Source organism: Streptomyces sp. NPDC086080 (genome assembly GCF_044540255.1).
In the GTDB taxonomy this organism is placed as follows: domain Bacteria; phylum Actinomycetota; class Actinomycetes; order Streptomycetales; family Streptomycetaceae; genus Streptomyces.
In genome coordinates, this window is record NZ_JBITRU010000060.1 from 1 (window position 1) to 25,217 (window position 25,217).

At 74.4% G+C, this 25,217-nt stretch carries 33 protein-coding genes; 31 read left to right on the forward strand and 2 right to left on the reverse strand.

Translation table 11 applies throughout. The features are described 5' to 3' along the window. The first annotated feature begins 203 nt into the window (after window positions 1–203). The 3 genes from ACIF9R_RS36425 to ACIF9R_RS36435 all read left to right on the forward strand — a co-directional run bounded on the left by ACIF9R_RS36425 (window position 204) and on the right by ACIF9R_RS36435 (window position 2,560). Window positions 204–416, forward strand: a complete 213-nt coding sequence (locus ACIF9R_RS36425; RefSeq protein WP_399987116.1) for a hypothetical protein — start codon at window positions 204–206, stop codon at window positions 414–416. A 1,350-nt stretch (window positions 417–1,766) separates the two neighbouring features. Beyond that, the gene (locus ACIF9R_RS36430; RefSeq protein WP_399987118.1) at window positions 1,767–2,243 is read left to right on the forward strand and encodes a MarR family transcriptional regulator; all 477 of its coding nucleotides are present in this window, start codon (window positions 1,767–1,769) and stop codon (window positions 2,241–2,243) included. Further along, window positions 2,240–2,560, forward strand: coding sequence for a replication initiation protein, RepL2 (locus ACIF9R_RS36435; RefSeq protein WP_399987119.1), 321 nt, complete (start codon window positions 2,240–2,242; stop codon window positions 2,558–2,560). The genes ACIF9R_RS36430 and ACIF9R_RS36435 overlap by 4 nt, the downstream gene beginning before the upstream one ends. A gap of 61 nt (window positions 2,561–2,621) precedes the next feature. Here ACIF9R_RS36435 and ACIF9R_RS36440 read toward each other — a convergent pair whose 3' ends face one another. Both ACIF9R_RS36440 and ACIF9R_RS36445 read right to left on the reverse strand, forming a co-directional pair. Further along, complete coding sequence (locus ACIF9R_RS36440; protein WP_399987121.1) at window positions 2,622–3,023, reverse strand: hypothetical protein; 402 nt, start codon at window positions 3,021–3,023, stop codon at window positions 2,622–2,624. An 18-nt stretch (window positions 3,024–3,041) separates the two neighbouring features. Further along, window positions 3,042–3,731, reverse strand: coding sequence for a GntR family transcriptional regulator (locus ACIF9R_RS36445; RefSeq protein WP_399987123.1), 690 nt, complete (start codon window positions 3,729–3,731; stop codon window positions 3,042–3,044). Window positions 3,732–4,120: 389 nt separating this feature from the next. On the opposite strand from ACIF9R_RS36445, the gene ACIF9R_RS36450 reads away from it, so the two are divergent. From ACIF9R_RS36450 to ACIF9R_RS36585, 28 genes are all read left to right on the forward strand, one after another. Beyond that, window positions 4,121–4,597: a hypothetical protein gene (locus tag ACIF9R_RS36450; RefSeq protein WP_399987125.1), complete on the forward strand. Its 477-nt coding sequence runs from the start codon at window positions 4,121–4,123 to the stop codon at window positions 4,595–4,597. 131 nt (window positions 4,598–4,728) lie between these two features. After that, window positions 4,729–5,064 (forward strand): hypothetical protein, encoded by a 336-nt coding sequence (locus tag ACIF9R_RS36455; RefSeq protein ID WP_399987127.1) that lies wholly within the window; start codon window positions 4,729–4,731, stop codon window positions 5,062–5,064. Then, entirely contained in the window at window positions 5,061–5,279 is a 219-nt protein-coding gene (locus ACIF9R_RS36460) for a hypothetical protein (RefSeq protein ID WP_399987129.1), read from the forward strand. The genes ACIF9R_RS36455 and ACIF9R_RS36460 overlap by 4 nt, the downstream gene beginning before the upstream one ends. A 196-nt stretch (window positions 5,280–5,475) precedes the next feature. Further along, window positions 5,476–5,619: a hypothetical protein gene (locus ACIF9R_RS36465; RefSeq protein ID WP_399987131.1), complete on the forward strand. Its 144-nt coding sequence runs from the start codon at window positions 5,476–5,478 to the stop codon at window positions 5,617–5,619. Continuing rightward, window positions 5,613–5,819 (forward strand): hypothetical protein, encoded by a 207-nt coding sequence (locus tag ACIF9R_RS36470; RefSeq protein WP_386330304.1) that lies wholly within the window; start codon window positions 5,613–5,615, stop codon window positions 5,817–5,819. Before ACIF9R_RS36465 ends, ACIF9R_RS36470 begins: the two co-directional genes overlap by 7 nt. Window positions 5,820–5,918: 99 nt before the next feature. Next, the gene (locus ACIF9R_RS36475; RefSeq protein WP_399987133.1) at window positions 5,919–7,499 is read left to right on the forward strand and encodes a DUF2637 domain-containing protein; all 1,581 of its coding nucleotides are present in this window, start codon (window positions 5,919–5,921) and stop codon (window positions 7,497–7,499) included. Window positions 7,500–7,876: 377 nt separating this feature from the next. Beyond that, on the forward strand, window positions 7,877–8,395 hold the full coding sequence (locus ACIF9R_RS36480; protein ID WP_399987135.1) for a hypothetical protein: 519 nt from the start codon (window positions 7,877–7,879) through the stop codon (window positions 8,393–8,395). Next, entirely contained in the window at window positions 8,392–8,640 is a 249-nt protein-coding gene (locus ACIF9R_RS36485; protein ID WP_399987137.1) for a hypothetical protein, read from the forward strand. Before ACIF9R_RS36480 ends, ACIF9R_RS36485 begins: the two co-directional genes overlap by 4 nt. Window positions 8,641–8,740: 100 nt before the next feature. Further along, window positions 8,741–10,888 (forward strand): hypothetical protein, encoded by a 2,148-nt coding sequence (locus ACIF9R_RS36490; protein WP_399987139.1) that lies wholly within the window; start codon window positions 8,741–8,743, stop codon window positions 10,886–10,888. Window positions 10,889–10,893: 5 nt separating this feature from the next. Next, entirely contained in the window at window positions 10,894–11,310 is a 417-nt protein-coding gene (locus ACIF9R_RS36495) for a conjugal transfer protein TraB (protein ID WP_399987141.1), read from the forward strand. 72 nt (window positions 11,311–11,382) lie between these two features. Beyond that, window positions 11,383–13,698, forward strand: coding sequence for a hypothetical protein (locus ACIF9R_RS36500; RefSeq protein WP_399987143.1), 2,316 nt, complete (start codon window positions 11,383–11,385; stop codon window positions 13,696–13,698). Window positions 13,699–13,779: 81 nt separating this feature from the next. Then, window positions 13,780–14,328 carry a hypothetical protein gene (locus tag ACIF9R_RS36505; RefSeq protein WP_399987145.1) on the forward strand — a complete coding sequence of 183 codons (549 nt, stop codon included), beginning with the start codon at window positions 13,780–13,782 and terminating at the stop codon, window positions 14,326–14,328. A 22-nt stretch (window positions 14,329–14,350) separates the two neighbouring features. Beyond that, a complete protein-coding gene (locus ACIF9R_RS36510; protein WP_399987146.1) occupies window positions 14,351–14,692 on the forward strand; it encodes a hypothetical protein in 342 nt (113 codons plus the stop codon). Next, window positions 14,689–14,940: a pRL2-19 gene (locus ACIF9R_RS36515; protein ID WP_399987148.1), complete on the forward strand. Its 252-nt coding sequence runs from the start codon at window positions 14,689–14,691 to the stop codon at window positions 14,938–14,940. The genes ACIF9R_RS36510 and ACIF9R_RS36515 overlap by 4 nt, the downstream gene beginning before the upstream one ends. Before the next feature lie 23 nt (window positions 14,941–14,963). After that, window positions 14,964–15,437 (forward strand): hypothetical protein, encoded by a 474-nt coding sequence (locus ACIF9R_RS36520; RefSeq protein WP_399987150.1) that lies wholly within the window; start codon window positions 14,964–14,966, stop codon window positions 15,435–15,437. A gap of 154 nt (window positions 15,438–15,591) precedes the next feature. Then, window positions 15,592–15,786, forward strand: a complete 195-nt coding sequence (locus tag ACIF9R_RS36525) for a helix-turn-helix domain-containing protein (protein WP_399987152.1) — start codon at window positions 15,592–15,594, stop codon at window positions 15,784–15,786. Window positions 15,787–15,886: 100 nt separating this feature from the next. Further along, complete coding sequence (locus ACIF9R_RS36530; RefSeq protein ID WP_399987153.1) at window positions 15,887–16,399, forward strand: hypothetical protein; 513 nt, start codon at window positions 15,887–15,889, stop codon at window positions 16,397–16,399. Next, window positions 16,389–17,168, forward strand: coding sequence for a hypothetical protein (locus tag ACIF9R_RS36535; protein WP_399987155.1), 780 nt, complete (start codon window positions 16,389–16,391; stop codon window positions 17,166–17,168). Before ACIF9R_RS36530 ends, ACIF9R_RS36535 begins: the two co-directional genes overlap by 11 nt. Then, a complete protein-coding gene (locus ACIF9R_RS36540; RefSeq protein WP_399987157.1) occupies window positions 17,161–17,493 on the forward strand; it encodes a hypothetical protein in 333 nt (110 codons plus the stop codon). The genes ACIF9R_RS36535 and ACIF9R_RS36540 overlap by 8 nt, the downstream gene beginning before the upstream one ends. A 289-nt stretch (window positions 17,494–17,782) precedes the next feature. Continuing rightward, on the forward strand, window positions 17,783–18,355 hold the full coding sequence (locus tag ACIF9R_RS36545) for a helix-turn-helix domain-containing protein (RefSeq protein WP_386330276.1): 573 nt from the start codon (window positions 17,783–17,785) through the stop codon (window positions 18,353–18,355). Further along, window positions 18,352–19,191, forward strand: a complete 840-nt coding sequence (locus ACIF9R_RS36550) for a terminase large subunit domain-containing protein (protein WP_399987160.1) — start codon at window positions 18,352–18,354, stop codon at window positions 19,189–19,191. The genes ACIF9R_RS36545 and ACIF9R_RS36550 overlap by 4 nt, the downstream gene beginning before the upstream one ends. Then, on the forward strand, window positions 19,188–20,051 hold the full coding sequence (locus ACIF9R_RS36555) for a hypothetical protein (protein WP_399987162.1): 864 nt from the start codon (window positions 19,188–19,190) through the stop codon (window positions 20,049–20,051). The genes ACIF9R_RS36550 and ACIF9R_RS36555 overlap by 4 nt, the downstream gene beginning before the upstream one ends. A gap of 123 nt (window positions 20,052–20,174) precedes the next feature. After that, window positions 20,175–21,287, forward strand: a complete 1,113-nt coding sequence (locus ACIF9R_RS36560; protein WP_399987164.1) for a site-specific integrase — start codon at window positions 20,175–20,177, stop codon at window positions 21,285–21,287. A 105-nt stretch (window positions 21,288–21,392) separates the two neighbouring features. Next, complete coding sequence (locus ACIF9R_RS36565; RefSeq protein ID WP_399987166.1) at window positions 21,393–22,235, forward strand: hypothetical protein; 843 nt, start codon at window positions 21,393–21,395, stop codon at window positions 22,233–22,235. Further along, window positions 22,232–22,708 carry a hypothetical protein gene (locus tag ACIF9R_RS36570; RefSeq protein ID WP_399987168.1) on the forward strand — a complete coding sequence of 159 codons (477 nt, stop codon included), beginning with the start codon at window positions 22,232–22,234 and terminating at the stop codon, window positions 22,706–22,708. The genes ACIF9R_RS36565 and ACIF9R_RS36570 overlap by 4 nt, the downstream gene beginning before the upstream one ends. A 16-nt stretch (window positions 22,709–22,724) precedes the next feature. After that, on the forward strand, window positions 22,725–23,156 hold the full coding sequence (locus tag ACIF9R_RS36575; protein WP_399987170.1) for a hypothetical protein: 432 nt from the start codon (window positions 22,725–22,727) through the stop codon (window positions 23,154–23,156). A 270-nt stretch (window positions 23,157–23,426) separates the two neighbouring features. Beyond that, complete coding sequence (locus tag ACIF9R_RS36580; RefSeq protein ID WP_399987172.1) at window positions 23,427–24,116, forward strand: hypothetical protein; 690 nt, start codon at window positions 23,427–23,429, stop codon at window positions 24,114–24,116. After that, window positions 24,113–25,063, forward strand: a complete 951-nt coding sequence (locus ACIF9R_RS36585) for a hypothetical protein (protein WP_399987174.1) — start codon at window positions 24,113–24,115, stop codon at window positions 25,061–25,063. The genes ACIF9R_RS36580 and ACIF9R_RS36585 overlap by 4 nt, the downstream gene beginning before the upstream one ends. Window positions 25,064–25,217: the final 154 nt, after the last annotated feature.

A 25,217-nucleotide genomic window follows, 5' to 3' on the forward strand; every position in this document is an offset into this window, starting at 1 on the left:
GGGGCACCTCCTCCCTGGCCCCTGCGCTCACGGGTGACCGTGGTGGTTGATGGGCGAGAGGGCCCGGCGCGGGGTGCGGCGCCGGGCCCTCGCCATGTCCGCCGGCCTTTCGCGCGGCCGCGCGTCCTCGAGGACCGCCGCCCCCGGCGAGCTGGTGGTGCATACTCCTCCGCCGCCCCGCCCGATCCGTCCGGAGGTTCCCCGTGTCCGACTACCAGGGCGACGACTGCGCCCGCTGCACCCGTCTCGTCATCGGTGCCGGTGGCGAGGTGCTGCGCCTCGGGCGGGTGCTGGTCGACCTGGAGACCGGCGCCCCGACCGTGCTGTGCCACGAGTGCATCACCCCGGCCGAGGTGGACCAGGTGGAGGCGCAGACCGCCACCCTCGCCGCCCTGGCCCGCCGCCTGTTCGCGTAGGCCGGCCTCGACGGCGGCCGCGCTGGACCGGTACGTCATCGGCGGCCGCCGTACGTCAACCAGGTCACGTACACCGGGCCCGAGGGAACCGGCGGGTTCCATCACATCAACCGGGCGTTGATGCCGCAGGTCAGCGGACCGTCTGAACCCCAGGATCACCCCCAAGCAACTCCGAGTTGTTTTGTATTGATCGGATCGCGTAGACGGCGCAACTCCCCGTTTCGACCGCAGGTCAGCCGCCTGCCCGACCTCGCGGCCGCGTGCGCTCCGTAGGCGGCCGTTCGCGGTTTGCTACGGCCCGGCACCCGCGCCGAGGGGAGATCGGCCCGCACGAGGCCGTCGAGCGCCGTGCCGGGGGTCTCTGCCCTCTCCTGCTCTCCCTCGGTGGCCCTGGTGGCAGCTGAGGGAACCGGCGGGTTCCATCGCCGCTACCGGGGGTGGATCTCTCGCCGGTCGGCTCTCCTCGCCTGGTGCCGCGCCCCTGGTGGGCACCGGACCTTGCGGCCCGGTCCGGCAGTGCGTCGCCTCCGGAGGCCGGACCCTGTGAGCTGGTGGTGCGCGCCGTTGCGGCCTCCTACTAGCGACCCCTCCGCTGCGCTCCGGGGCTACGGGCTACGCCCTTGCGCACACCCCCGGCGGGCTCCTCCGGACCCCCGCCCGCCGGGGCCTGGTCCCCGAGCTGTTGCCCGGCACCTACCGCTCGCCTCCCCCGGCGACCGTGCGCACGCGCGCCCCCTCGTCGGCTGGCCTTCCCTAGTGCGGGTGATCAACGGCGGGGGAATCGACCTCAGCCACAGAAAGGCAACCCCAGCGGCGGGGGCGCCGAGGACGGCGGTACGGAGGTACCTCAGCCACCCACCGGCAGGACAACGCTTCCTCCCTGCTTGTGGCCAGCCGAGGACCGCCCGCGGCCGCCAGCGGCGGCCAGGTGGCATCAGTCGGGACCCGCAAGCCCGCCAGGGCTGAGGACTCGCCGACCCGGTGCGCAGGCGAGGACGGCCCGAGCCCGGCGGCCGGCCTTCCCGTTGCTGCCTGGTGACCGAGGCCGGGACGGCGCGCGCGTTGCGTACGGAGGTGCAGGGGAGTGCGGGGCGTGACCACCGGGGCGCGGGGTGTCACGTTATTAGAGGCCGCGATCTTGAAACCCGCTGTGACCTGGGGAAACGGGTTGTTTGGTGTTGATCGGCGGGTCAAGAGGTCTTGATCTCAGGATCAATCCTTGCGTCATGCACCGACCTGGCCCGGCGGGAGGTCTCACCCCCGCCACGCCGTAGAAACTCATAGTTGCTTTGTGACCGGCCGCCGGTTAAGGTCACGACACTAAAAGTTCCTATGGGAGGAGGTCACGCGGTGCCGATCAGCAGGAGGCAGGCCGACGACGGGGACGTCGTACCGTTCGCGCCGTACGCATACGGCGGAGCGCACAGCAGCATGAGCCAGAGCCGCATGCTCGCGATCGTCACGAGCTCCAAGGAGTTCACCGACGCCGAGGTCCGCGTGATCATCTGGTTCATCCTCAACTCGCCGGGCCACGGGCTGGCCGTCCGCAAGACCGCGAAGCAGATCGCCGCCGAGCTGGGCATGACGCCCGAGGGCTACAGCCGGATCTGCACCCGGCTCCGGAAGCGGCGCATCCTCCTGGAACGTGACAAGGTCGGCGTGACCCGGTTCTACGCGGTCAGCCCGTACCTCGGTGGCCGTGGCTCCGGCCTGGAGCAGCGCGAGGCCGTCGCCGGATGCAACCCGCCTGTGCTGCCCGGGGAAGAGATCAAGGCCGCCGACATCACGCCCGTGACCCGTCCGAGCCGCACCAGGAGGACCGCATGAACATCGAGTGCCGCGAGGAAGTCGTCGACCTGCTCCGCCGGACCAGCGAGCTGCCCCCGCTTCAGCGCATCGTGGTCCTGCTCTACGCCTCGAAGGACCAGACGGACACCGGGACCGTGCCCGAGACGGCCGCCGCGATGGCGAACGACCTCGGGATGCTCCCGCAGCTCTTCACCCGCGTCCGCCGGCAGCTCATCGAGGGCGGATGGCTGGAGGAGGACCCGGAGATGCGCGTGGGCAAGGTCCGGTACTACCGCCTCACCCCAAAGGCGACCGGCGAGACCGACAACGTGGTGCAGCTCCGTTCCGCGTCCTGACCGCACAGCACAGCGCCCCCGCTCCGATCTCCCTGGAGCGGGGGCGCTGTCGTGCCGGGGCTCAGCTCGCGGCCGGGGAAGCCGCGGGCGGGGCCGGCTCCTGCCAGCCGACGAGACCGAGGTTGCCCCGGGTCGCGTTGTCCAGCGCGATGAACAGGGCGCGGGCGGCGGTGCTCGCGTCGCTCATCGCCGTGCCGAACGAGGCGACCGCCTCGCCCGTGTCGACCGCCCCGGAGTACAGGTGATCCTCCTCGTGCCACTTGCTCACGAGCTGCTGCGTCTGCGTGGCTGCCAGGGTCAGCCGCTGCGCCAGCAGCTTGAGACTGGCGACCGTCTCGAACGCGTCCTTGAGCCCGGCGAGGTCGGCATCGTCGGCGTCCGTCAGGGCGGCCCGGAGGCACTGGTTAAGCCCGTCGACCGACTCGGCAGCGATGCCGGCGTGCTGGGTGGCTGTGCGGTTCATCAGGTCCTCCGAGGGGGGTCAGTGTTCCGTCAGGTCAACGGGGTTGCCGGGTGCAGGGACGCTCTCGCCCACGCCGATCACCCGGTCGCCCGTGGCGTACACGGTCCGCGTGAACAGGACGGGGTGTGTGCCCGCAGGAAGCCCGAGCGCTTCCCGGTCGTCGTCCGTGGCAATGCGGGCGTCCGCGATCACTGAGACCGCCTTCACCGGGTTACCGGAGCGCTCGGTGTAGACCGCCTGCCAGGTCGGGTTACACGGCCGCGCCTCGTCCAGCTCGGGCACGACGCCGACGACGTCCAGGTGCACCCACGACCGGGACGCCTCCTTGATCTCGTCTCCCCTGCGCACGGTCCGCGCCCGCTCCACGCACTCACCGGCGCCGAGGTGCTCCGCCACCCATGCCGGCGCTTCCGTCCGGGTGCTGTAGCGCCACTCGATCCGCTCGCCGGGGTGCGTGATGCCACGGATGCGCCGGGCCCCCGTGATGAGGGCGCGGCGGCTCCGGACGAACACGCCCTTGCCCTGGCGGCTGTAGGCGTAGCCCTCTGCCTTGAGCAGGGCAATCGCGCGGTAGACGGCATTGTCGGAGAGCCCGTAGGTCTCCATCAGGACGCGCGTCGACGGCAGTTTCTCGTCCGGCTCCAACGCGCCTGAATCGATCCGTTGCCGCAGGTCATCGACCATGTCGGCCACTGTTCCGCTACTCATCTCGCCTGCTCTCCTCCGGCTTCCTATCGGATGTAGTTGACGTTACACGCCTCACGCCGTAACTTCCTACATGAAGTCACTTCCTACAGGAAGTGGCCGAACGCCCGGAGAGCAGCGCGTGACGGCGGCTTGAAGGAAGCGTCTGGATCTTGAGAACCGCATATCAGGGAACACGCCGGAAACCCGTGGACCGCCAGCCTTCGAGCACGTGGGAGGTCGGAAACATGGCGGTGAAGACCGGCACCCGATGACTTCCGAGTCGTCGCGGTCCAGCACCTCGCGCGTCGCGCGTCGTGCCGGTGCCGCGCCTACTCGGCACCTGGTCCCCGAGGCGATTGGAGCGCCCCGGGGATCACGCACATCAGCACCAGACACCCCGGAGGCACCACATGATCCGCAACGTCACCTCCCGCGCGCGTCGCGCGTTCCGCACCGTCGCCGACGCCGTCCGCTCCACCGTGACCCCGGGCTCCCTGGTCCGCTCCCGCGCCGCCGAGACCGTCCCCGACCCGGCCGACGTCTTCACCCCCGAGGAGATGCCGGCGCCCGAGGAGATCGAGACCAGCGCGGCCGCCTACCTCACCGCCTGCGACGAGGCCCGCGCCGCCGACCGGGGCAAGCGCAAGGCCCGCAAGCTGCTGGACCGCCTGCCCTCCGGGGTCTACGGCCGGTTCACCGTGGAGCGCACCCCGTCCTCCCGGACGACCGTCGACCTCGACGAGGTCCGCGCCACCTACGCCCGGCTCGGGCTCGGACCGGTCCCCATGAAGCGCTGCGCCCCGTCCCTCCGGATCACCGAGGCCGCCGAGGTCGTCGCCTTTCCCGGCACCGACGAGGACGCCCCCACGGCCGCTCTCGCGGCCTGACACCGACCAGCACCACCCCGGCCCCCGGCAACCCCGCCGGGGGCCTCGTCGTACGCACGACGGCCCCGGGAGGCTGGAGACCATGCCGGGGCCGTCGCTGCGTTCGCCAGTCACCAGACAGGAGAGAACGCGTGAACGAACCTACCGCCACCCTCGCGCCCCCGGTCGACGAGCCCCTGTTCGGCCAGGCGGCCGCCGCGATGCGGGACCGACTCCAGGGCCCGCCGCTCGACGAGCCGCTGACCGGCCGCGACGCCCTCGACATGCGGGACCGGGTGCACCTGCTCCGGTTCGCCCGGCTCGCCCACCGGTCGCGGACCCTGGTCCGCCTCGACCGCACGTTGCCCGCCCACTGCCCGGCCCGCGTCACCCGGCACGGCACCCGCCGGATGCTGCTGATCGCCCCGGGCCTCACCCCGGCGGAGCGCGTGGCGTTCCTCGACGCGGCACTCAAGGCCGGCCAGTGAGGGGCGGCCGCCGCGCCCCCGAGGGCGCATCCGTCATCACCATCCGCGTCAGCCGCGACGGAGGCCGCACCTACAGCGAGCCCGCCGCCCTGGCCACGCCCCACGACGACCCGCGCACCGCCGACCCCCTCGCGCAGCTCCTCGCCGCGCCCTGGCCGCCGTGCCAGTGCCCGAGGCACCGCGCGGTCCCCGGCACCATCCCCAACCCCCGCTGAGCACGACGACGGCCCCCGAGGCGATTGGAGCGCCTGAACCGGGGGCCGTGTCGTCGAGCCCCACACCAGTCACCAGACAAGATGAAGGAGCCCGCAGTGGCTGACCGTACCAACACCCGGCCCGCTCTCCCCACCGACTCCGACCCGGACATGGACGAGGCCCTGCGCCGCGTCCGCCAGGGCAAGGGCGGCCGCCGTGGCTGACCGCCCCGACCAGCCGCAGCGCACCGTCCCCCCGCAGCGCCGCCGCATCGTCGTCGTGCCGACGCCGACCCCGATGCCGCCGCTCCCCCGAGACCCCGCCGCCCGGCGCCGGATCATCCGGCAGCGCGGATGGTGACCCGCCGCCGGCCCCCGCGCCGCCTCACCGTCCGCGAGGCCGCCGCCGTCCTGGTCCTCACCGGGCACGCCACGGCGTGGCTGGGCGTCTCCGTCGTCCAGCCGTCCGTGCCCACGCTGCTCACCTGCCTGTCGGCGTACGGCGCCGCCCTCGCCACCCTCGCCCTGTTCCTCACCGCCGGGCGAGACGGACGCAACTGACCGACCCTTCGGGCGCCACGGCGGCCGCCGCACCCCGGCTTCGGGGACGGCGGCCGCCGCTTCGGACACACTTCGCCCGACCATCACCCGGAGGACCTGATGACCCTCACCACCCTGCCCCTCAGCAAGCAGCCCGCCGCCCCCGGCCGGTCCTCGCCGCGCTCCGCTTCGGACGCGCCGCCGAAGACTTCGCCCACGGCGGCCCCGGCTTCGGAGACGACCGAGACGACTTCGGGAACGGGTCGCCGGTGGAGCCTCCCCGGCGGACTCACCCGGGGGCAGACGACGGCCGCCGCGGCTATCGTCCTGGCCGCCCTGACCCTCGCCGGGATCGGCCTGTACCTCTCCTTCGAGCACGTCGCCGCGTTCGCGCACGACCGCCTCAGCTTCGCCACGCTGGGCAAGGCTCGGCTGTTCACGGTCGGCGTCGACGTCGGCATCCTGGTCCTGATCGCCCTCGACCTGCTGATGACGTGGCTGCGCCGCCCCATCGCGTGGGTGCGCTTCCCGGTGTGGCTGCTGACCGGCGCGACCATCGTCCTCAACGCGGCCTCCGCCGCCCCATCGGCCGGCGCCTGGACCGCCGTGGACTACGTCGCCAGCTTCGCGCACGGCATCGTCCCGGTCCTGTTCATCGCCGTGGTGGAGATCGGCAAGACCGCCATCAAGCGGGTGGTCAGCGCCGACACCGCGACCGCCCCGAGCGTCCCGCTCTCCCGGTGGCTGCTGGCCCCGGGGCCGACGTTCGGCATGTGGCGCCGCATGAAGCTCTGGGACCTCTCGACGTACGCCGAGGCCGTCGACCTCTACAAGGAACACCTCGTCTACCGCGTGATGCTCAAGCGGCAGTACGGCAGCGTGAAGAACGCCCCGGCGGACGCCCTGCTGCCCCTCACGATGGCCCGGTACGGCCTGACCGTCGCGGAGGCCCTGGCCCTCCCGCAGGAGGCCGAGAAGCGCGCACAGGCCCTCCGGGACGCGGAGGAGGACGCCAGGGTCGCCGAGGAGGCCAGGAAGGCCGAGAGGGCCGCACAGGCCGAGATCGCCCGTCTCAAGGCCGCTGGAGCCGTCCAGGCCGCCCGTACCGAGGTGGAGGCGTCCACCAGCCGCGCGGAGGTCCTGGCGGCCGCCGACGTCGCCGCCGCCGAGCGGGCCGCGACCGCCGAGACGGAGGCCCTGGAGTCCGAGGCCGTCGCCCGGGCCGACGCGGAGCGCGCGGCCGCCGAGGAGCGCGCGGCCGAAGCCCGGCGCCGCGCGGCCGAAGCCGACAAGGCCGCCGCCGAAGCCCGGGCCCGCGAAGCCGAAGCGGCCCTCATCGCGGCCGAAGACAAGGCCCGCACGGCGGCTGCCGAGGCCAGCACCGAGGAGGCCCGGGCCCGCGCCGCCCGGGCGAAGCAGGACGCGGCCGAAGCCGAGCAGGCCGAAGCCGAAGCCCGGCGCCGGGCGGCCGAAGCGGAGCGCGCGGCCGTCGAAGCGGAGGACGAACTGACCCTCTCCCCGCGTGACCGCAAGATCCGCAAGGTGGCCCGGATGATCCTCACCGAGGGCGCCGGCCACGCCGAGCACCTGCCGCTGGAGTCGGTCATGACCGCATTCGGCGTCTCGCAGACGACCGCCTCGGAGTACCGGGCGGCCGCCGCGCAGATCCTCGCCGAGGGCTACGCCCCGGAGGTCCGGTAATGGCGCGGGTCAGGCCACGCGCGCCGCGACGCGCGCCCGAGGAGAACGTGCCCGGACAGCTCGGGCTCTTCGGCAGCACGGACCCCTGGCAGCCCACCGGGTGCGGCTGCTGGCCCCCCGACAACCGTGGCTGTGGCCACTGCCGCACCTGCTCCGCCTGTCAGGACTGCGGGAGGTGCGCCGGCCCCGGCTGCGCGTGCGGCTGCGACGACGACTGACCAGCACAGACACCCACACCACCGAGGGGCGGCCCACACCGGGCCGCCCCTCGTCGTGCGCCTGGTGCTGCTGCTGCCGTTCCCGGCCTCCCCCCTCACGGCCGGGCGCGGTTGCGGGACCACCCGACCACGCCCCTACGGCACACCACGGAGGAAACCGTGACCGAGATCAACCGGCGCGACGTCGACTATGCGCGCCTCCTCGACCTGGACGTCCTGACGCACTGGTCCCTCGACCGGCAGCGCGTCCACCACGGAGACGCGGCCGAGTACGAGGCGATCCTGGCCCTGTTCCAGTCCGCGCTGCGGTCCGAGGTCGTCGACGGCGACGGCCGCCTGTCCGCCCCGAGGCGGGCCCGCAAGGTGGAGAAGCACCTCCGGGCCGCCATCAAGGCCGCCCGCAAGCAGGAGAACGAGATGGAGCGGTTCCGCCTGGCCTACGCCGACCACCGGCGGACCGTCCAGGCGCTCCCCGGGCAGCGCGCGGCGAAGCAGCAGCGGAGGGCCGGCGCGCGCCACCAGCTCGCCGCCGTCACCGCGAAGTCGTTGCACAAGAGCGCGTCCGCGTTCACCCCGGGCGCCGAAGACGCCACGGCGGCCCCGGCCGTCGAGCCCGGCCGCCCGGCCGCGCGCGGCATCAACGACCTGTTCAACCAGCAGCAGCGGAGGGGCGCGTGAGCGAGGTCGTCACCCCGGAGGAGCGCCGCTACGCCAACCGCGTCCGGCATTTGCAGGCGCGGCAGGCAGCGAACGCTGCGAGGGGACCGAAGGGGGTCGCCGCCGTCTGGTGGGACCACGCCCGAGCCGTCGCCACCCGGGCCGAACGCGCGGGTGATCCGGAGTTGTGGGATCACCTGGCGAGGACGCTGGAGAACTGGTGCTACCAGGTCGAGCAGCGCGACCAGCAGGAGCACGCGCAGTAATCATCATCACCATCATCACCGGGGCCGGGTCCGCCTCGCGTGCGCATAATGCGGGCGCGCGGTCGAGCGGGCGCGCGGGCGCGCGAGGATGCCCCGCCCGGTGACTGACCGTCAAGGGAGCGGCTACGTGGCCGACGACGACAACGTGATCACCATGAGGCCGAGGGGGACGGCACCGCCGACCCTCCCCCCGATGCCTCCACCACCACCCCGGCGGCCCTCAACGCCGCCTCCCCCGCCGACCGCCCCGCCGCCGGATTCCACCCCGAGCGCCGGGGCGGTCCCCGTTCCCGCCAGCAACGGCCGCCGGTCCGCCGCTGACTCCCTCGTCGCCGCGACCGCGCCGGGCGTCCCGCCGCTGCCCCCGCCTCCGGGCCGGGTGCCGGCGACGTTCCGTTCGGACGGCCTGGACGACGACGGCGACGAGGGGGAGGAGATCGGCATGGGGGCCCTGAGCCTGGCGGCCATACTCGCTATCGCCCTCGCGGCCCTGCGTGGCGCCACCGGAGCGATCACCGATTGGCGGCAGCGCCGTATGGAGGCGGCCGCCGAGGCGGCCCCGCTGCGCGCCGCGCGGATGCGGCTCGCCGAGGCGCAGATGCGGGCGGACGCCGCCGGTACCGGCGGCGGAGGTGGCGGCCGCGGCCGTGTCCCCTCCAGCACTGAGTACGGCCGCCGCACCCTCGGGGGCGGCGGAGGGGGCGGAGGGCGCAGCCACGGGGGCGGAGGCACCGGCCGGTCGTCCGGTGGCGGCACCGGGCCCCGTAGCGGCTCGCCCTCGGGGGCGGGCGGCACCGGCCCGGGCCGCAAGGGCAGCGGGTCCGGCACCGGCACCTCGGGGTCGGGCTCGTCGACCAGGAGCACGGGCAGCGGCTCGGGGTCCGGCGGCGGAAAGGCCGGCGGCTCGGGCAAGGGCACCGGGGCCTCCGGGTCTGGCGGGTCCGGCTCGGGCACCGCCACCTCGGGGTCGGGCAGCGACGGCGGCGGACGGCGCCGGGGCGGTCTCCTCGACCAGCTCATCGGCCGACACCGCCGCAACGGCGGCGGCACCGGGTCCTCGGGGTCCGGCACCTCCGGGTCCGGCTCGTCGAGCGGCAGCACCGGCAAGGGCGGGTCCGGCACCGGCACCTCGGGGTCGGGCTCGTCGACCAGGACCACGGGCAAGGGCACCGGGTCCTCCGGGTCCGGGTCCTCCGGGTCCGGGTCCTCCGGGTCCGGGTCCGGCGGGTCCAGCTCGGGGAGCGGCACCGGCACCTCGGGCTCGTCGACGTCGGCCGGCACCGAGCGGGTCACCCTCGGGAAGTCCCTCGGAGACGAGGCCCGCCGCCGCGCCGAGGAGCGCCTACGCCGACGCCGGGAGGACCCCGACCCTCCGTTCCTCCGCCGCGTGCCCCGGGACGGCGACGAGACCGCCGAGGGGGCGGCCGCGACGACCACCGAGGACACCAGCGCCGGGACCACCCCGGGAGGCCCTGAGACGGCCGCAGGCGGCCCCGCAGCGTCCGGTCCGACACCGGGCCCCACCTCGGGCCCGACCGGTGCCGAAACGGGCAGCAGCGGCGGCCCTGGCGGTGGGTGGGAGTTCTACGAGCCCCCGGGCGGCGGCCGCCGCAACCCCTGGGACTCCCTGTTCGAAGCGATGTGGGACGCGGAAGTCGTCTGGACCGTCGAGCAGGTCGACCCGCCCGGTGCGCACGCCCGCCGCTGGGAGCCCGAGGCCATCGCCCCCGCCCGTGCCGGCCTTCCCGCCGGGTCCGCCTCGACCGCCACGGCGGCCGGGACCACCACCCCCACGATGACGAAGGAGCCGCGCGTGAGCGCACCGATCCGCGTACCCCGACCGACCGTCCCCGGGGTCGCCTCCGAGCACCTGACGGACGTCACCCTCGACGACGTCCTCAACTCCCTGGCGACGTCCAAGAAGGACTGCTTCAAGACCTACGACGAGTGCGCCGACCTGGCGGACAAGGCGCGGGAGTTGCGGGACGCGCTGCGGGACCTGGCCGCCGAGCTGCGCGAGCGGCACAACGTGATCGGCCGCCTGACCTCCTCCGCGCTCGACCGCCTGTCGGAGTCGATGGACGTCCTTGCGCGCAAGGCCGACGCGATGCGCACGGAGTCCCTGCGCGCGGCTGAGTCCGTCGAGCACGCGCACGACGAGATGCACGACGCGTACAAGCCGGTCCAGCAGGCAGCCGCGGACGCCGGTCTCGTCATGCCGTCCGCCCGTATCCACAACGAGGGATGACCACCATGAGCGATCTCGTTCCGCGCCCCGCCAACCTGCCCGCCGCCCGGGGCGGTTCCCCGAGCTTCACCAAGCTGGCCGCCCGCACGGCCGCGCTGACCGCCTCCGCCCTCGCGCTGAAAGAGGGCCTGTGGTCCCTGAAGCGCCGGATGGAGCGGGACGCCAGCCACGCCGACATGCTCGCCGATCTCTGCACGGCCGCCGAGGTGGAGCCGAAGTTCACCGGCCTGATCACCGAGGCCGGTACCGCGCTGCGCGCCGTCGCCGAGGCGTCCGCCGAGGTGGCCCGCACGGCGGACCAGGTGCAGACGAACGCGCAGGGACTTCACGACGCCCACCAGAGCGAGTACCGGGGCGTGTTCGAGGCGGTGAACGCCTCGGGCGTCCGCCAGGCCCGCCCCGGCTTCTACCGCACCCGCTGACCCACACCACCACCCGTAGGGGCCCGGCCAGTCACGGCCGGGCCCCACCTCGTTCCCCGGAGGACAACCGCCGTGACTGCCGAGACCGTCGCCCCCGCCGTCGCCACCGAGACCCGCCCGCCGCTCTCCCCGACCGCCGCCCGGCACCTGGCCACCGTCGAGCGCATCGCCTACGGGGCCGCCGGCCTCGCTACCGCCGTCGGTCCCAGCACGGACGTCTGGCAGATGCACGCCGCCGCCCTCGGGGTCGGCGCCGGGGTCCTGTGCCGCCTGTGGACCCGCGCCCGCAGCCGCGAGGAGGGATGGGGCGCGGCACTGCTCACCGCCTCCTACAAGGCGCTGCCGGTCCTCGGACTGTCGACCGCGTACGGCGTCAGCCTCGCCACGCCGGGCGCCACCTGGTGGGAGGTCGCCGCGTCCGTCGCCGTCGCCGCCGCGTCCGCCGTCGCCGTGCCCCTCACCCGCTCCCGGGGCCTGCGCCGGGCCGCCGAGAACCTGCCCGCCGTCCTCGCCGACCAGGAGCCCGCCGAGGACGACCACGGCACCGGATACGCCGGGGACCTCGCCCGGCACTGGGCAGCCTCCCCGGTGACCGGCACGACGCGCCTCGCGCACGTCACGCAGTACCACCCGGGCCGCCCCGACTTCGAGGCCGTGGTCCTGGCGCAGCCCGGCGAGGCCGTGCCCGGCTCCCTCGACCAGCGCGCCGTCGCCGCCGTCTTCGACGTCCCGGTGGACGCCGTACGGCTCGCCCCGGTGCCCGGGCACGGACCCGGCCGGATCGCCGTACAGGTGGCCCCGGCGGAGTACCTGGCCCGCCAGCAGAACCAGGCGCCGGCCGACCAGCTCACCGCGCTGTGGGACGCGCGGGTGTCCTCCCCGAAGGGCGTCGCTCCCGGGGTGGAGCTGGTGGGGCACCGCTTCGACGCCGACCGGATCGTCCTGCGGGTGGAGGCCCCGGACAGTGAGCTGCTGCACCTCCCCCGGCTCCCCCTCGCCCGGGCCCTCGGGCTGGAGGACCCCGAGCTGCTGATGGTGGAGACGGACGGCATGGCTCAGGGCGTCGTCACGATCTACGCCGAGCACCCGCTGATGACCGTCCGCGAGGCCACCCCGGACGACCTCCGCATGGACAAGCACGGCCGCATCGCTACCGGGCTGCGCCACGACGGACGGCCCGCACGCTGGCCCCTGTACGACCCCGAGTTGGGAGCGCTGACCGACCTCCTCGTCGGCGCCCCGGGGTCGGGCAAGTCCGTGACCCTGCTGACCCTGATCGCCGCCGAGCGGATCAACGGCGTCGTCTCCGTCGTCACCGACGCGCAGGACGGCATGAGCCTTCCCGAGGCGGACGGCCGGGTGTTCCACTTCGGCGCCGGACAGGCGGAGTCGGCGGCCACCCTCGCCGCGTTCACCGCCGTCGCCGACTACCGCCAGGAGGTCAGCGCCGCGAACGGCTGGGGATCGTTCATCCTCGGGCAGCCCTGGCGGCTGGCCATCCTCACGATGGACGAGATCAACCGCATGATCGCCGAGGACTGCGGGCTGCCCAAGCCGTTCCGCGGCTGGGTCGCCGGGATGCTCGGGGCCGGACAGATCACGTGGCGGAAGGTCGGCATGGGCGTCCGGATCGCCGGCCAGTCGCTCCACCTGGAAGACCTCGGGGACTCCGAGAAGATCCGCGCCAACGCGAAGCAGGGCACGACCTGGCTCGGGCGGGTCAACTCCAGCATGACGCGCAGCATGGCCACGGACATGACCACCGGCACCGTCGAGATCACCCCCATCAAGAAGTACTTCGGGGTGAGCGGGTCGGCGGAGCTGGAAGCCGCGTGGGCCGGTGAAGAGGCCCCCACCGGGCCGACGACCGCAGGCACCGCCTGGATGATCCAATCCGGGCAGCCGTACATGTCCCGGGTCTGGCGCGCGGTGAAGGAGAACCGCACCTACCCCGGGCTGATCGCCCTCATGGAGTCCGCGCCCCTCGTCGACTTCACCCCGGCCGAGGCCGACGTGTTCCGCCGCGCGTACGACGAGGCCCTCCTGATCGCCCTGGCGCTGCTGGACGGCTGGGACGGCAAGGGCGAGATGCCCGGCGGCACGGCCACCTCGGAGGCCGCCGGTACGACGGCCGCTCCCTCCCGCGTCCCCGCTCCGCCGGCCCCCGTCCGCTCCCTGCGGGACGACGTCATCGACGCCCTCGCGGACGGCCCGCTGCGCACCCGCGAGATCCGCCACGCGGTCGGCGTCGGCATCGAGGGCGGCCCCGCCTCCGGGTCCGTCGACAACACCCTGTCGAAGCTCGCCGAGGCCGGTCTCGTCTCCCGCGTCGGACACGGCGTGTGGGCCCGCACGGAGCCCTCCGACGAGACCGACGACCAGTCCTGACCCCGCACCCCTCCCGGGCCCCTGACGCGCCGTACGCGGCCGCCGGGGGCCCGGCCCGCTCTACCCCGCCCCGGAGGACCCGTGAACGCCCCCAGCGTCGCCGCACAGGCCCCGGAGCGGGCCGCCCCGACCGTCGAGACCCGGCACCCCCCGAGGACCCTCGACGAGCGCCTGACGGCCGTCTCCGACCTCATGACGGAACGGCTCAAGGAAGCCGCGGCCGCCGTCGACGTGAACACCGCGTTCCGCGTCCCCGACGTCGAGCCCGTCGACCTGGCCGACGTCGTCCGCGTCCCCGCCGACGTCCAGCCGTACCGGCCCCTCGTTGTCCCCTACGAGACGCCCCTTGCGGCCGTTCTGCAGCGCGCCCGGCACCGCCTGGAGCACGGCGGCTGGTGCCAGGGCGCCACGGTCGACGAGGACGGCGCCCGCTGCCTCTACGGGGCGCTGCGAGCCGAGGCCGCCAGCACGGCCGAGCTGCACGACGCGCTCGCCGTCCTGCTGGAGACCATCCGCCGGCACTTCCCCGGCGAGGAGACCGTGCCCGGCTTCAACGACTCCCACGGGCCCCGCGTCGTCTTCCGCGTCCTGGACCAGGCCGCCGACCTCGCCCACGCCCGCAACCTCTGATCACCGAAGGAGACACCACCTCATGACCCTGCACCGCGCCGTCTCGTGCAACACGGACGCCTGCGTCGCCCTGTTCGTCGCCGAACCCCGCCTCGGGCCGGACGCCGCCCTCTACGCCGCCGCCCGAGCCGGGTGGTCCGTCACCGCCGGGGGCCTCACCACCAAGTGCCCCTGCTGCGCCCGGGGCGGTCTGCCCGTCCTCGAACGCGGCGACTGCCCGGTGTGCGGCGGCAGCACCTTCGCCGCCGTCGACGGCGACCGCTGCCACCACTGCCGGCACCTCATCCCCGACCCCGAGCCGTTCGGCGACGAGGACCAGGAGCACGACGACGAGCAGCTGCACGCGGCGGAGGCCGACCGGTGACCGGCGGCCCCCTCGACGGCCACCCGGTCCGGCCCGAAGACCTCTCGCACTCCATGCTCGTCGCCGTCCTCATGGCGCACGGCGGCTCCCTGACCATCCCGGTCTCCGCGTTCGAGCCGGACAGCACCGGAGGCCCTGACGGCTCCTGGCACGCCGTGGCGATGGAACCCCTCGGGGACGGCACGGTGCGCCTGTCCGTCCAGCCCCGGCCGGACGACACCGACGAGGCCGGCGTCCGCTTCCTGTGACCACCACCGAAGGAGACACCCGCATGCGCACCACGACCAGCACCGCCACGGCCGCCCGGTTCGCCGCCGTCTACGCCCTGCTCACCGCCTCCCACGAGGTCGCGGACTACTGGGTGCAGCAGGACAGGGACGCGGTCGCCAAGGGTCACCACGGGCACGAGGGCCGGGCCGCCTGCGCCCGGCACGTCGCCTCCTACACCGCCACGCAGGCCCTCGCCCTCGCGGGAGCCTCCCGATACCTTGGGCTGCGCCTGGACTGGCGGCGCGCGGCCGCCGGGCTCGCCGTCTCCGCCGTCACCCACTACGTGGCCGACCGGTGCGCCGGCCACTGGCGCGAGGACGGCCCCGAGGCCCCCGCGCTGGTCCGCTTCGCCCACCGCAGCGGCAAGGGCCAATGGCTGACCCGCGACCCCGGAGCCGGGCCCCTGCTGGATCAGTCCTGGCACAAGGGATGGATCGCCGCGGCTGCCCTGGTCGCCGCTGGCCCCGCCCGCTGACCGAGCACCCCACACTGAGGCCCCCGGCCGCCCCCTCCGACGAGGGGCGCGGCCGGGGGCCTTTTTGCTGCTCACCCACCAGGGCCCGGAATGTGCGACACTCCCCGGCCCTTGTTGCATGTGGCGCAGGTGTCGCGCCGGAGAGGAGACCGCCGTGCCTGATCAGGAGTGGCTGACCGCCCGCGAGGTCGCCGCGCACTTCCAGGTGAGCCCGAGCACCGTCTACCGGTGGGCGGCCGCCAACCCGGACATGCGCGTCAAGCGGCTGGGACCGAGCGGCCGCACCGTCCGCATTCACCGCTCCGAGCTGGAGCGCGACCACACCGCCGAGACGGCCGCCGCCGTCTGACACCGCTTCACCCCGAGGGCTGGTTATGGGCCGCCTCGGAGATCGCAGTACGCCGACTGGTTGAGGGCCGGGCGATCACCGAGCACCGAGGTTCCGCACCATGCCTGTACTGGCGCCTGCGGCCCCGCCTGAGCGGCCGCCACTCTCCCCGGCCGGGCCCGTGCCCGCCGTGTTCCGCCGCCGCCTCGAAGCGGAGTGGTCTCCCTCGATGCCGACCCCGCTGCGCCGAGGCCGGTTCCTCGTCTTCGCGCACGCCGTCCTCGCCCACGCCGACCCGTACGGCGTCCTGGAGCCGAGGGCCGGCCTCGACGTCCTCACCTCCCTGGCCCGCTGCGCCTGCGTCCGCCTCGACACGGCCGAGCTGCTGCTACGCGCCACCGTGGCCGCCGGTCTCGTACGGCGCACCGCCGACCACCTCACCCTCGCCTCCCCGTACTCGCCCGACTGGTCGGCGGCCGTCGACCTCGTGACGGCCCACGGGGACGGCTGCACGCCCCTCTCCGCCCCGCGCACCGCCGGATACGACGCGGCACCCGCCACGCCACAAGACCGGCCTCGTACGGGGCGCACAGCGATTCCCTCACCCCTGGAAGGACCGACCCATGCCCACTGACCCCCGTGCCGAATTCCTCGACCGCGCGAAGGAGTACGCGCGTCGGCACCCCGACGACCTGATGCAAGCCCGGATCGTCGCCAGCCTCGACCCGGGATGGACGCCCCCGGTGCACATCCCGCCCGGCCGGACGCTGAACCTCTCCGCCGTCCGCACGGCGGCCGCCGCACCTGGTCCCGTCCGCCCCGCCGCCCCGGCTCCGACCACCGGCAAGCCGAGTGCCGGCACCTCCTACCGCGTCCCGCCCGGCGGGCTGAACATCGCCGCGTACCGCAGGCCGCCCACCGACCTTCCCGGCGAGGACGCCCCACCGCCGAAGACGCACGGCGCCCTCAGCTTCACCGCCTCGGGCCGGTGGCGCTGGATCGACGTACACGGCGGCTTCCCCCAGTGGCAGAGCTGGAGTTCCCTCGTCGCCGACCTCACCGCCGCTTCCCCGCTGGACGCCGTCACCGTCCACCTGACCCCGCTCCCCGGGCCGAACGCCGGCCTCACCCGCGTCCGCACGAACGGCCGGGAGACCTGGTGCTGTGTTGACGTCGACCCGCGCACCGACCCGGAGACCCGTACCCGCGTCCTGCGGCACGAGCTGGGCCACCTCGCGGACGTCGTCGCCGCCGGACACGACTGGTCACGGCTGACGGACCCCCACCTCACCGCCGACTCCGAGCGGTTCGCCGAGCACTGCGAGACCTGGCTCCGTCCCGGGATGCGCGCCGCCGACATCCTCGCCGAGGCCCGCCGCTTCCGGGGAGGCCGCCGTGCCTGACAAGCTCACGCTCTACTTCGGCCGGCCCCACCTCTCCCGCCTGGCCGCCGAGATCGCCCGCCAGGCCCTCGACGTCCCCACGCGCTGCACCCACGTACCCGCCCCGTGCATCAGCGCCCTGCACCCCGAGGCGGGTTCCTCGTGCGAGCCGTGTTTCGTGCCCTCGTTCTGGGAGCTGGTGGACGTCGACACCTGCGTCCAGTGCGGCACCCGCCCGCCGCTGCCGACCCTGCTGAACCTCCCGACCGGCGACGGGTACGCCGTCCTCACCCGGCTGTGCGACCCGTGCTGTCTCGGCACCACCCCGCAGGACGGCGCACGATGACGCACCCGCACGTCCCCCTCGTCTGGTCCCCGGTGCGCCGGGACCCGCCCGCCGCCGTCGACCTCACCCTGACCGAGTGTCTCCCCGGGGAGACAATCCCCGGCACCGCCCCCTCGCCAGCCGCCGGGACCGTCCGCACGGACCGGCCACCGTCCGAACGCCTGGCCGTCCGAACGCCCTCACCGGCGAACGGCACGTCACCGCAGGTCACCGGACCGTCCGGTGAGGCTGACCGGCGGCCGCCGTCCGAACGGTCCCCGGACTCGTCCCACGCCCCGAGGAGGACCCCGTGAAGCGTCAGCCGGTACGCGGTGCGAACGGCCGCTTCCTGAGCACCGAGGAGGCCGCGAAGATGCGCGGGGAAGCCGTCCAGCTCCGGGCCTCCGGTCTCTCGTACGCCCGGATCGCGCAGCGGCTCGGGGTCAGCAAGTCCACCGTCTGGGAGACCATCCAGACGGCTTACGCACAGGTGGCGCTGGACTCCGCTCCGGTGGCGCTGCACCTGGAGCTGGAGCGGCTGGACGAGGACCTGACGACGCTCTCGACCATCAAGGCCAAGCTGCTCAAGTCGCTCCGGGCGCAGGACGAGGGCGGGGACGGGCCGGACCTCATCGCCGTGTCGAACACCCTCGTGAAGCTCACCGAGGCGCGCGGCCGGATCGGGGAGCGGCACGCCCGTCTTCGGGGCCTGGACGCCCCCACAACGGTCCGTGTGGAGACGACCGAGGGCGTACCCGTCTCGGAGGTGCTGGCGCGGGTGGCGGCCGCCGTACGGCCGTACCCGGACGCGGCCGCCGCCGTGGCCCTGGTGGCGCTGGAGCTCGCGGGCTCGCTGCCGGGGGCGGAGGGCGAGGAGTCGTGACCACCAGCCCCGTTGCGGACCGCGAGAGTCTGGCGGCCCTGGCCGTTCAGTCCTCGCCCGCCGGCCTGCTGTCGGTGGCGCTCGGGGCGGTCGGCTGCTGCCCGGACCCGTGGCAGCGCAAGGCGCTCGCCTCGACGTCCCGGCGGGTGGTCATCGTCGCCGCGCGTCAGGTGGGCAAGGGCAGCGTTGCGGCGGCCCAGGCGCTGCACCTGGCCGCGTTCACCCCGGAGGCCCTGGTGCTCATCGTCTCCGCGACGGAGCGCCAGGCCCGCATCGTTCTGCAGCGCATCCGCGGAATGCTCTCGTACGTCGGCGCGGCGGCGGCCGGCGCCGAGGACACGCAGACCGAGGTCCGGTTCCGCAACGGGTCCCGGATCATCGTCCTGCCCGCGTCCTCGACGTCGCTGCGCGGGTGGACGGCGCACCTCCTCCTCGTCGACGAGGGCGCCTACGTGCCCCGGTCCTCGTGGGAGGCCGTGGTGCCGACGACGGCCGCGACCGGTGGGGCGATCGTCTGCCTGACGTCTGCCGGGTCCCCGGCCGGGTGGCTGTACGAGATCGTCAGCGACGAGGACACCTACCCGGAGTGGGAGCGGCACCTGATCACCGCGTGGGACGTCCCGCGTATCGACCGGGGGTTCCTGCGGGGCGAGCAGCGGCGGCTGCCCCGGGCAGTGTTCGAGCGCGAATACGAGTGCAAGTTCACCGGCGCCGAGGACGGCGTCTTTGATCCGGTGGCCGTCGCCGGGGCGTTCGCCGCCTCCCCTCGCGCGCACCACCTTGACGACCTCGACCTGACGGCCGTGCTGCTGGGCCAGGAGGAGACCGACCAATGACGACTGTGGACACCCGGGAGGCCCGGCGGATGGGCCGTGACTTCCTCGCCGGGCGCTGCACCTGCCCCACCTGCGAGCGGTACGCCCGCACGTACTACCCGACCGCGTTCGCGGAGTGGTGCCAGGCCAACGACCAGCCGGTGCCCGAGGACGTCGCCGCCGTCCTGGCCGCCGAGGAACCGCCCCTCGACGCGGGCCAGGGCCTGGCCGTCCTCGGGGTCGACCTCGGCAAGCGCACCGACCACTCCGCCGTCGCCCTGCTGCTGCCAGGGGCGTCCGGGCTGTTCTTCCACTCCGTCACCCGGCTGCCCCTGGCCACCGGGGCGGAGGCCGGCGCGCACTACATGACGCAGGCCCGGCGCCTGTCGGCAGCCGTGGGCAAGGTGCTGGAGAAGGTGGGGCACGTCCTGGTCCTCGTGGACGCGACCGGCATCGGGGACGCCGTTGTCGAGATGGTCGCCGCGGCCCTCCCGCAGGACCCGCGCGTGCAGCTGGTCTCCGTCGTCATCACCGGCGGCCGCGAGGCCAAGCACCGCATGAGCCGGTGGACCGTGGCCAAGACCGCGCTCATTGACCCGATGGTCGCCGCGCTGGAACAAGGCGAGGTGACGTTCGGCCCGTTCCGCGACGCCGGGGTGGTCCGCCGGGAGCTGCTGGCGTACCGGGTGAAGACGTCCAGCGTGGAGGCCGGCCCCGAACGGCTGGAGGCGGAACGGCAGTCGGATCACGACGACTGCGTGATCGCGTGCGCCCTGGCCGTCTACGCCGCACGGAACCACCGGCCCATGCGAGTGCGGGCCCCGCTGCGCTCCGTTCCCCGCCTCGGGGCGGCCGGGGCGTACCGGCGGCGGCTCACCTGACGGCGGCCGGGACCGTCCCGGAAACCGTCGTATGTGTCGCACCTGTCCGCACGTTTCGCATCTCTCGCGGGTCTGACTCTTGATAATGTTCCTTCTCTAGAGCCAGACATGAGGGAGGATCACATGGGTGGAACGGGCCGTCAGTTGGCCGTCGCCGTGGCTGACGAGGTGGTCGACGCGGAACTCGTCGACGAGGGAGCGGCCGGTGCCGAGGCGGCCGTCCACACGGACCGGGACCGGCACCTCTCCCCCGAGACCATCGCCGCCATCGAGGCGAGTGCCGCCGCGTCCACCCGCCGCGCGTACAGCGCCGACCGGGACGCGTTCGCCGCCTGGTGCGCCGACGAGGGCCGGGTGTCGGTACCGGCGTCCGGGGAGACGATGGCGGAGTGGGTCCGGCACCTCACCGTCACGCCCCGACCGCGCACGAACCGCCCGCCCGGGCCGTCGACCATCGAGCGCGCCATGTCCGCCGTGACCACCTGGCACGAGGAGCAGGGCCGCCCCAAGCCCAACATGCGCGGCGCCCGGGCCGTCCTCAACGCCTACAAGGACCGGCTTGCCGAGGAGAAAGCCGAGGCCGCCCGGGCGCGACAGGCGACCGCGGCTCTCCCCCCGCAGATCCGCGCCATGCTCGCCGGCACCAACCGGACCACCCTCGCCGGGATGCGGAACGCCGCCCTGGTGCTGGTCGGCTTCGCCACGGCGGCCCGCGTCTCCGAGCTGGTCGCCCTCGACCTCGCCGCCGCCGTCGAGACCGAGCACGGCTACGACGTGACCCTCTACCGCAAGAAGGTGCGCAAGCACACGACGAACGCCCTCCTGTACGGCAGCGACGCGGCCACCTGCCCCGTGCGGGCCCTGCGCGCCTACCGGGCCGCCCTCTCGGCCGCCGGGCGCACCGAGGGCCCCCTGTTCGTCCGCGTCGACCGCTGGGACCGCATCGCCCCACCGATGACCCGGCGCGGCCGCACCATCGGGGACCCGGCCGGACGGATGACCGCCGAGGCCGCCGCCGAGGTCGTCGAGCGCCTGGCCGTCGCCGCCGGCCTCTCCGGGGACTGGTCCGGGCACTCCCTCCGCCGTGGCTTCGCCACCGCCGCCCGGGCCGCCGGGCATGACCCGCTGGAGATCGCCCGGGCCGGTGGGTGGGTCGACGGCTCCCGCGTCCTGGCCCGCTACATGGACGACGTCGACCGCGTGAAGAACTCCCCCCTCGTCGGCATCGGCCTGTGAGGGGCACGGCCGCGTGATCCTTCGCCGAACCGCCCGCGCGCCCCCCGGCCGGGCTGCTACGCCAGTCACCACACCAGTCACCAGACACCAGACACGGAGCAACCCATGACCGACCCGTACGAGACCTGGAAGGCGCGGGAGATCCGGCGCCCCCACGACGTCCCCGGCGCTACGCCCATCACCTGGCAGCTGGAGCGGGAGACCGAGCACGAGGCCCGGCTGATGAACAACCGGCTCCCCGCCGACTTCCCGCACCCGGTGGAGCGCGGCACGGCCGCCGACGCCCTCGCCGTCATCGCCCTGCGGGAGTCCATCCGCCGGGACATGGAGAACGGGCGCGCGGTCCGCGTCCGCGAGGCCCTGGAGCTGGGCGCCACCTGGTCCGAGGTGGCGGCCGCGCTCGACGTCGCCCCCGACGAGGCGCGGGAGCTGCTGCGCGCGTGGGCCGAGCTGCAACACCAGCTCTACCGCCGCGACGTCGCGGACGGCCGGGAACGCCCCCTCGGGCTGGACGACCAGGAGCACGCCGCCGTCCTCGCGCTGTGCGAGCTGGGCGACGACGGAGAGGCGCCGGCCCCGGCCGCCGAGGAGCCCGGGCCGACCGTGCGGCCCGAGGCCGCCCGCTACGCCGAGGAGCTGCGCAGCAACCCGGGGAAGGCGTCCGCCGACGGACACACCGGGTGGGAGTGCAGCACGGGGGCGTCGCTGATCGTGGACGCGATGACCCCGGGCCCCGGGAAGCTCGGGACGATGCACGCCGCGATCTACGCGTGCCCGGAGCACCAGGCCGCCGCCGAGGAGAAGATCACCGATGCCGGGTACGGCCCGGAGGCCCGCCAGGCCCCGCCGGGGCACCGCTGGGACCCGTGGCCGTGCGGACACGTCACGGCGTACCGCACGGCGGCCCTGGCCGCCCTGACGGCCGTACAGGCGGAGGCGCAGCGATGACCGACGCGACCGACTACACCGGGTGGAAGTCCGCGCCCCTGCTGGAGCTGGTGCGCTCCCTGGCCGTCTCCGTCGCCGCCGGGAACCACGACCAGGCCGACGACCTCGCCGCGGCTGCCCGTGAGCTGAACTGGCGGGCGCACCGCCGGGAGCGGCAGGGCCCGCGCGCGGACTCCGGGCTGCCGGACGTCGACCTCATGCGCCGGGTGACGTTCGAGTCGGGCGGGTTCCTCGCCGTCCCGGCCGGGGAGATCCGGCGCGCGATGGGCACCAAGTCCCTCGCCGGGTTCAACCTGTGCTCCGTCCCCGCCGAGCTGCCCGACGAGGACGACGTGCCCGTGCTGCTCTACAACGGGCTCGCGGTCGTGGGCTCGCTGCTGGGGACGATCGCCCGGGGCGAGGACGCCAGCGGGGCGTACGAGGCCGTCGAAGACCTCGCCGTCCACCGGCGGCCGTGGCCCGTCGAGTACTGACCGGAGGGGGAACGAGATGACCAACACCGACGCCGACGCCCGCACGAGGCGGCTCCCGCTGCTGTACGGGGCCGGCCTCGCCGTCGTGGCCTCCGGGGTGTGGCTGACGATCGGCCCGGTGCTCTACCGGGCGCTGCGTGATCTGCCGAGCCTGGGCACCGTTGAGGCCGCCTGTATCGCCGTGGTGCTGTGCGTGGGCCCCGTGGCCCCGCTCGGGATGCTCACGGCCGTACACGACCGCCTCGTGCGCCGAGGCAGCCTCGACCGCCGGGACCGCCGGGCGGCCCTGTGGCTCGGCTTCGGGCACCTGCTGGTCGCGGCCGGGATCATCGCCGCTCTCGCGGCGCAGCACGGCGGCCCCCTGGCCGTCCTGTTCGCCGGGCTGGTGTTCATCCCCGAGGCGCTGACCGTGGGTCTCGTGCGCCTCGCCTGGACCACCGCCGACTGACCGAGCAACACCGAGGGGCCCGCGCCGATCTTCCCCGGCGCGGGCCCCTCCGTCGTGTCTACGGTGCCGGGTCCCTCGCCCCCGCCTGCGGAGCATGGACGCCGAGGGGCGCCGGGACGAGGGGACCAGGCGGCGGCACCCTACCGCCGGACGGCCGCCGGATCTGATCTCTGCTCACCTGGGCCATTCGCCGCGTATCAGGGCACCTCGGACGGTCCGGCGGCCGGGTGCCCGTCCGGCGAGTGCGCCCGGGCCGCTACCGTCCCGGGCATGACGTCACCAGACACACCAGCTCTCCCGGCGGAGGGCGTACGGATCGCATTCGTCGGCAAGGGCGGCAGCGGCAAGAGCACGGTCATCGGGCACCTGCTGGCCCACTGGACCGAGGACGGGGTGCCGGCGGCCGCGCTGGACGCCGACGAGCCCGGCGACGAGGAGAGCGGCAGCCTGATCGAGTGGGCCGACCTCGCCCCGCTCGGTGGCCAGGTCTACCCGGCGCCGACCAGCTCGGGTATCCGGGAGCGCGCGAAGCAGGTCACCCCGGCCGGGGGCATCCTCGCCGTCGATACCGGGGCGTGGGTGCGGAAGGCCGGCGGGATGCACTTCGCCGTCCTGTCCGCCGTCGACCTGGCCGTCCTGACGATGGCCCCGACGCGGATGGAGCTGGACCGGGCCGGGTCCATCCTGGCCGCGCTCGAACACCTACAGAGCGTCGGTGCGCACTGCCCCGAGCTGCGCATCCTGCTGACCATGACCAACCCGAGCGCGGCCGCCGCCGACGAGCAGGAGGCCGCCCTTGTCGACGCCGGGTATCAGGTGCTCCGCACCCGCGTGCCGAGGTCGGACGCCCGGGACGGGTACGGCCAGGCATTCGGCCGGCCGCCGCGGCTGGTCCCCGACTCCCCGATGGATCTCCTCGCCGCCGAGCTGGTCGACGTCGCCGCCGGGGTGATCCGGTGAGCGCGGCCGCCGCCCGGGCCGGGGACGACCGGGGCTCTCTGCTGGCCCGGCGGAACCGTGCGGTGAAGCAGGAGACGGCGCACCTGGCCCCGGCCGTTACCGAGGTCGTCTCGGTGGACGCGCTGCCCGCTCCGTACGACGCCGGGGAGACCCGGCCCGCCGTCCTCGACGACCAGGAGCGCGCCACGCTGGAGGCGTGCGAGCGGGCGCTGGGCGGGCTCCAGCGGATGTACATCGTCGCGGGCAAGGCCCTGGAGGTCATCAACCGCGGCCGCCTCTACCGGGAGACGCACAGCAGCTTCGGCGCGTACGTGGATGAGGTCTGGGGGTTCCAGCGGGCCCACGCGTACCGGTGGATGGGTGAGTGGCGTCTTGGGGCTCAGCTGTCGAAAGTGTCTCCCCGGGGAGACAGTCACCAGGTCCCCGAGAAGCACACTCGCGCCCTCATGTCGGTGGCCGCGCAGTACGGCGAGGACGTCGCCGTCGCCACGTTCGCGGAGGCGTCCGCCGTCGCCGAGCAACAGGGCACGAAGCTGACGACCACCCGCGTTGAGGCCCTGGCCCGGGCCGTCACCGAGCAGGCCCCCAAGACTCCCGACGAGGCCCGGACCGCCGTCCGTGTCGTCGCCGCGTCCGGGACCGTTCCCGGCCTCGGGCAGCCCGCCGTCCCGCAGCAGGCCGGCCCCGAGCCGTCCGCCGACGAGGACCAGGACCAGGCCGCCGACGAGACGGAGAAGCAGGCCCGCGCGTTCGCCGTGCTCGCTGCACTCCGCAAGGACGTCGTACGGATGCCTGACGCCCTGGTGGAGTTCGTCCCGGGGGCGTTCATGCACGAGACCGTCGAGACGGAGGAGATGTTGCGGGACGTCGCCCGGGCCGGTGACCTCATGGCCAACCGGGCGCGGAACCTCCTGCGGTCCCGGGGCGCCGGCAGCGGCGACGAGTGAGCCGTCCGGGTGGCTGCTGCGCCCGGTTGTCGGTGCCGGGTGCGACACTGCCCCGCGTAGGGGCACCTCCTCCCTGGCCCCTGCGCTCACGGGTGACCGTGGTGGTTGATGGGCGAGAGGGCCCGGCGCGGGGTGCGGCGCCGGGCCCTCGCCA

Bases quoted from the DNA above. Each gene is read 5' to 3' on its own strand.
- ACIF9R_RS36555 (WP_399987162.1), top strand. From the start codon at position 19,188: ATGACGACTGTGGACACCCGGGAGGCCCGGCGGATGGGCCGTGACTTC.
- ACIF9R_RS36435 (WP_399987119.1), top strand. From the start codon at position 2,240: ATGAACATCGAGTGCCGCGAGGAAGTCGTCGACCTGCTCCGCCGGACC.
- ACIF9R_RS36450 (WP_399987125.1), top strand. From the start codon at position 4,121: ATGATCCGCAACGTCACCTCCCGCGCGCGTCGCGCGTTCCGCACCGTC.
- ACIF9R_RS36475 (WP_399987133.1), top strand. From the start codon at position 5,919: ATGACCCTCACCACCCTGCCCCTCAGCAAGCAGCCCGCCGCCCCCGGC.
- ACIF9R_RS36520 (WP_399987150.1), top strand. From the start codon at position 14,964: ATGCGCACCACGACCAGCACCGCCACGGCCGCCCGGTTCGCCGCCGTC.
- ACIF9R_RS36495 (WP_399987141.1), top strand. From the start codon at position 10,894: ATGAGCGATCTCGTTCCGCGCCCCGCCAACCTGCCCGCCGCCCGGGGC.
- ACIF9R_RS36510 (WP_399987146.1), top strand. From the start codon at position 14,351: ATGACCCTGCACCGCGCCGTCTCGTGCAACACGGACGCCTGCGTCGCC.
- ACIF9R_RS36445 (WP_399987123.1), bottom strand. From the start codon at position 3,731: ATGAGTAGCGGAACAGTGGCCGACATGGTCGATGACCTGCGGCAACGG.
- ACIF9R_RS36440 (WP_399987121.1), bottom strand. From the start codon at position 3,023: ATGAACCGCACAGCCACCCAGCACGCCGGCATCGCTGCCGAGTCGGTC.
- ACIF9R_RS36565 (WP_399987166.1), top strand. From the start codon at position 21,393: ATGACCGACCCGTACGAGACCTGGAAGGCGCGGGAGATCCGGCGCCCC.
- ACIF9R_RS36570 (WP_399987168.1), top strand. From the start codon at position 22,232: ATGACCGACGCGACCGACTACACCGGGTGGAAGTCCGCGCCCCTGCTG.
- ACIF9R_RS36535 (WP_399987155.1), top strand. From the start codon at position 16,389: ATGCCCACTGACCCCCGTGCCGAATTCCTCGACCGCGCGAAGGAGTAC.
- ACIF9R_RS36470 (WP_386330304.1), top strand. From the start codon at position 5,613: ATGGTGACCCGCCGCCGGCCCCCGCGCCGCCTCACCGTCCGCGAGGCC.
- ACIF9R_RS36580 (WP_399987172.1), top strand. From the start codon at position 23,427: ATGACGTCACCAGACACACCAGCTCTCCCGGCGGAGGGCGTACGGATC.
- ACIF9R_RS36560 (WP_399987164.1), top strand. From the start codon at position 20,175: ATGGGTGGAACGGGCCGTCAGTTGGCCGTCGCCGTGGCTGACGAGGTG.
- ACIF9R_RS36575 (WP_399987170.1), top strand. From the start codon at position 22,725: ATGACCAACACCGACGCCGACGCCCGCACGAGGCGGCTCCCGCTGCTG.
- ACIF9R_RS36530 (WP_399987153.1), top strand. From the start codon at position 15,887: ATGCCTGTACTGGCGCCTGCGGCCCCGCCTGAGCGGCCGCCACTCTCC.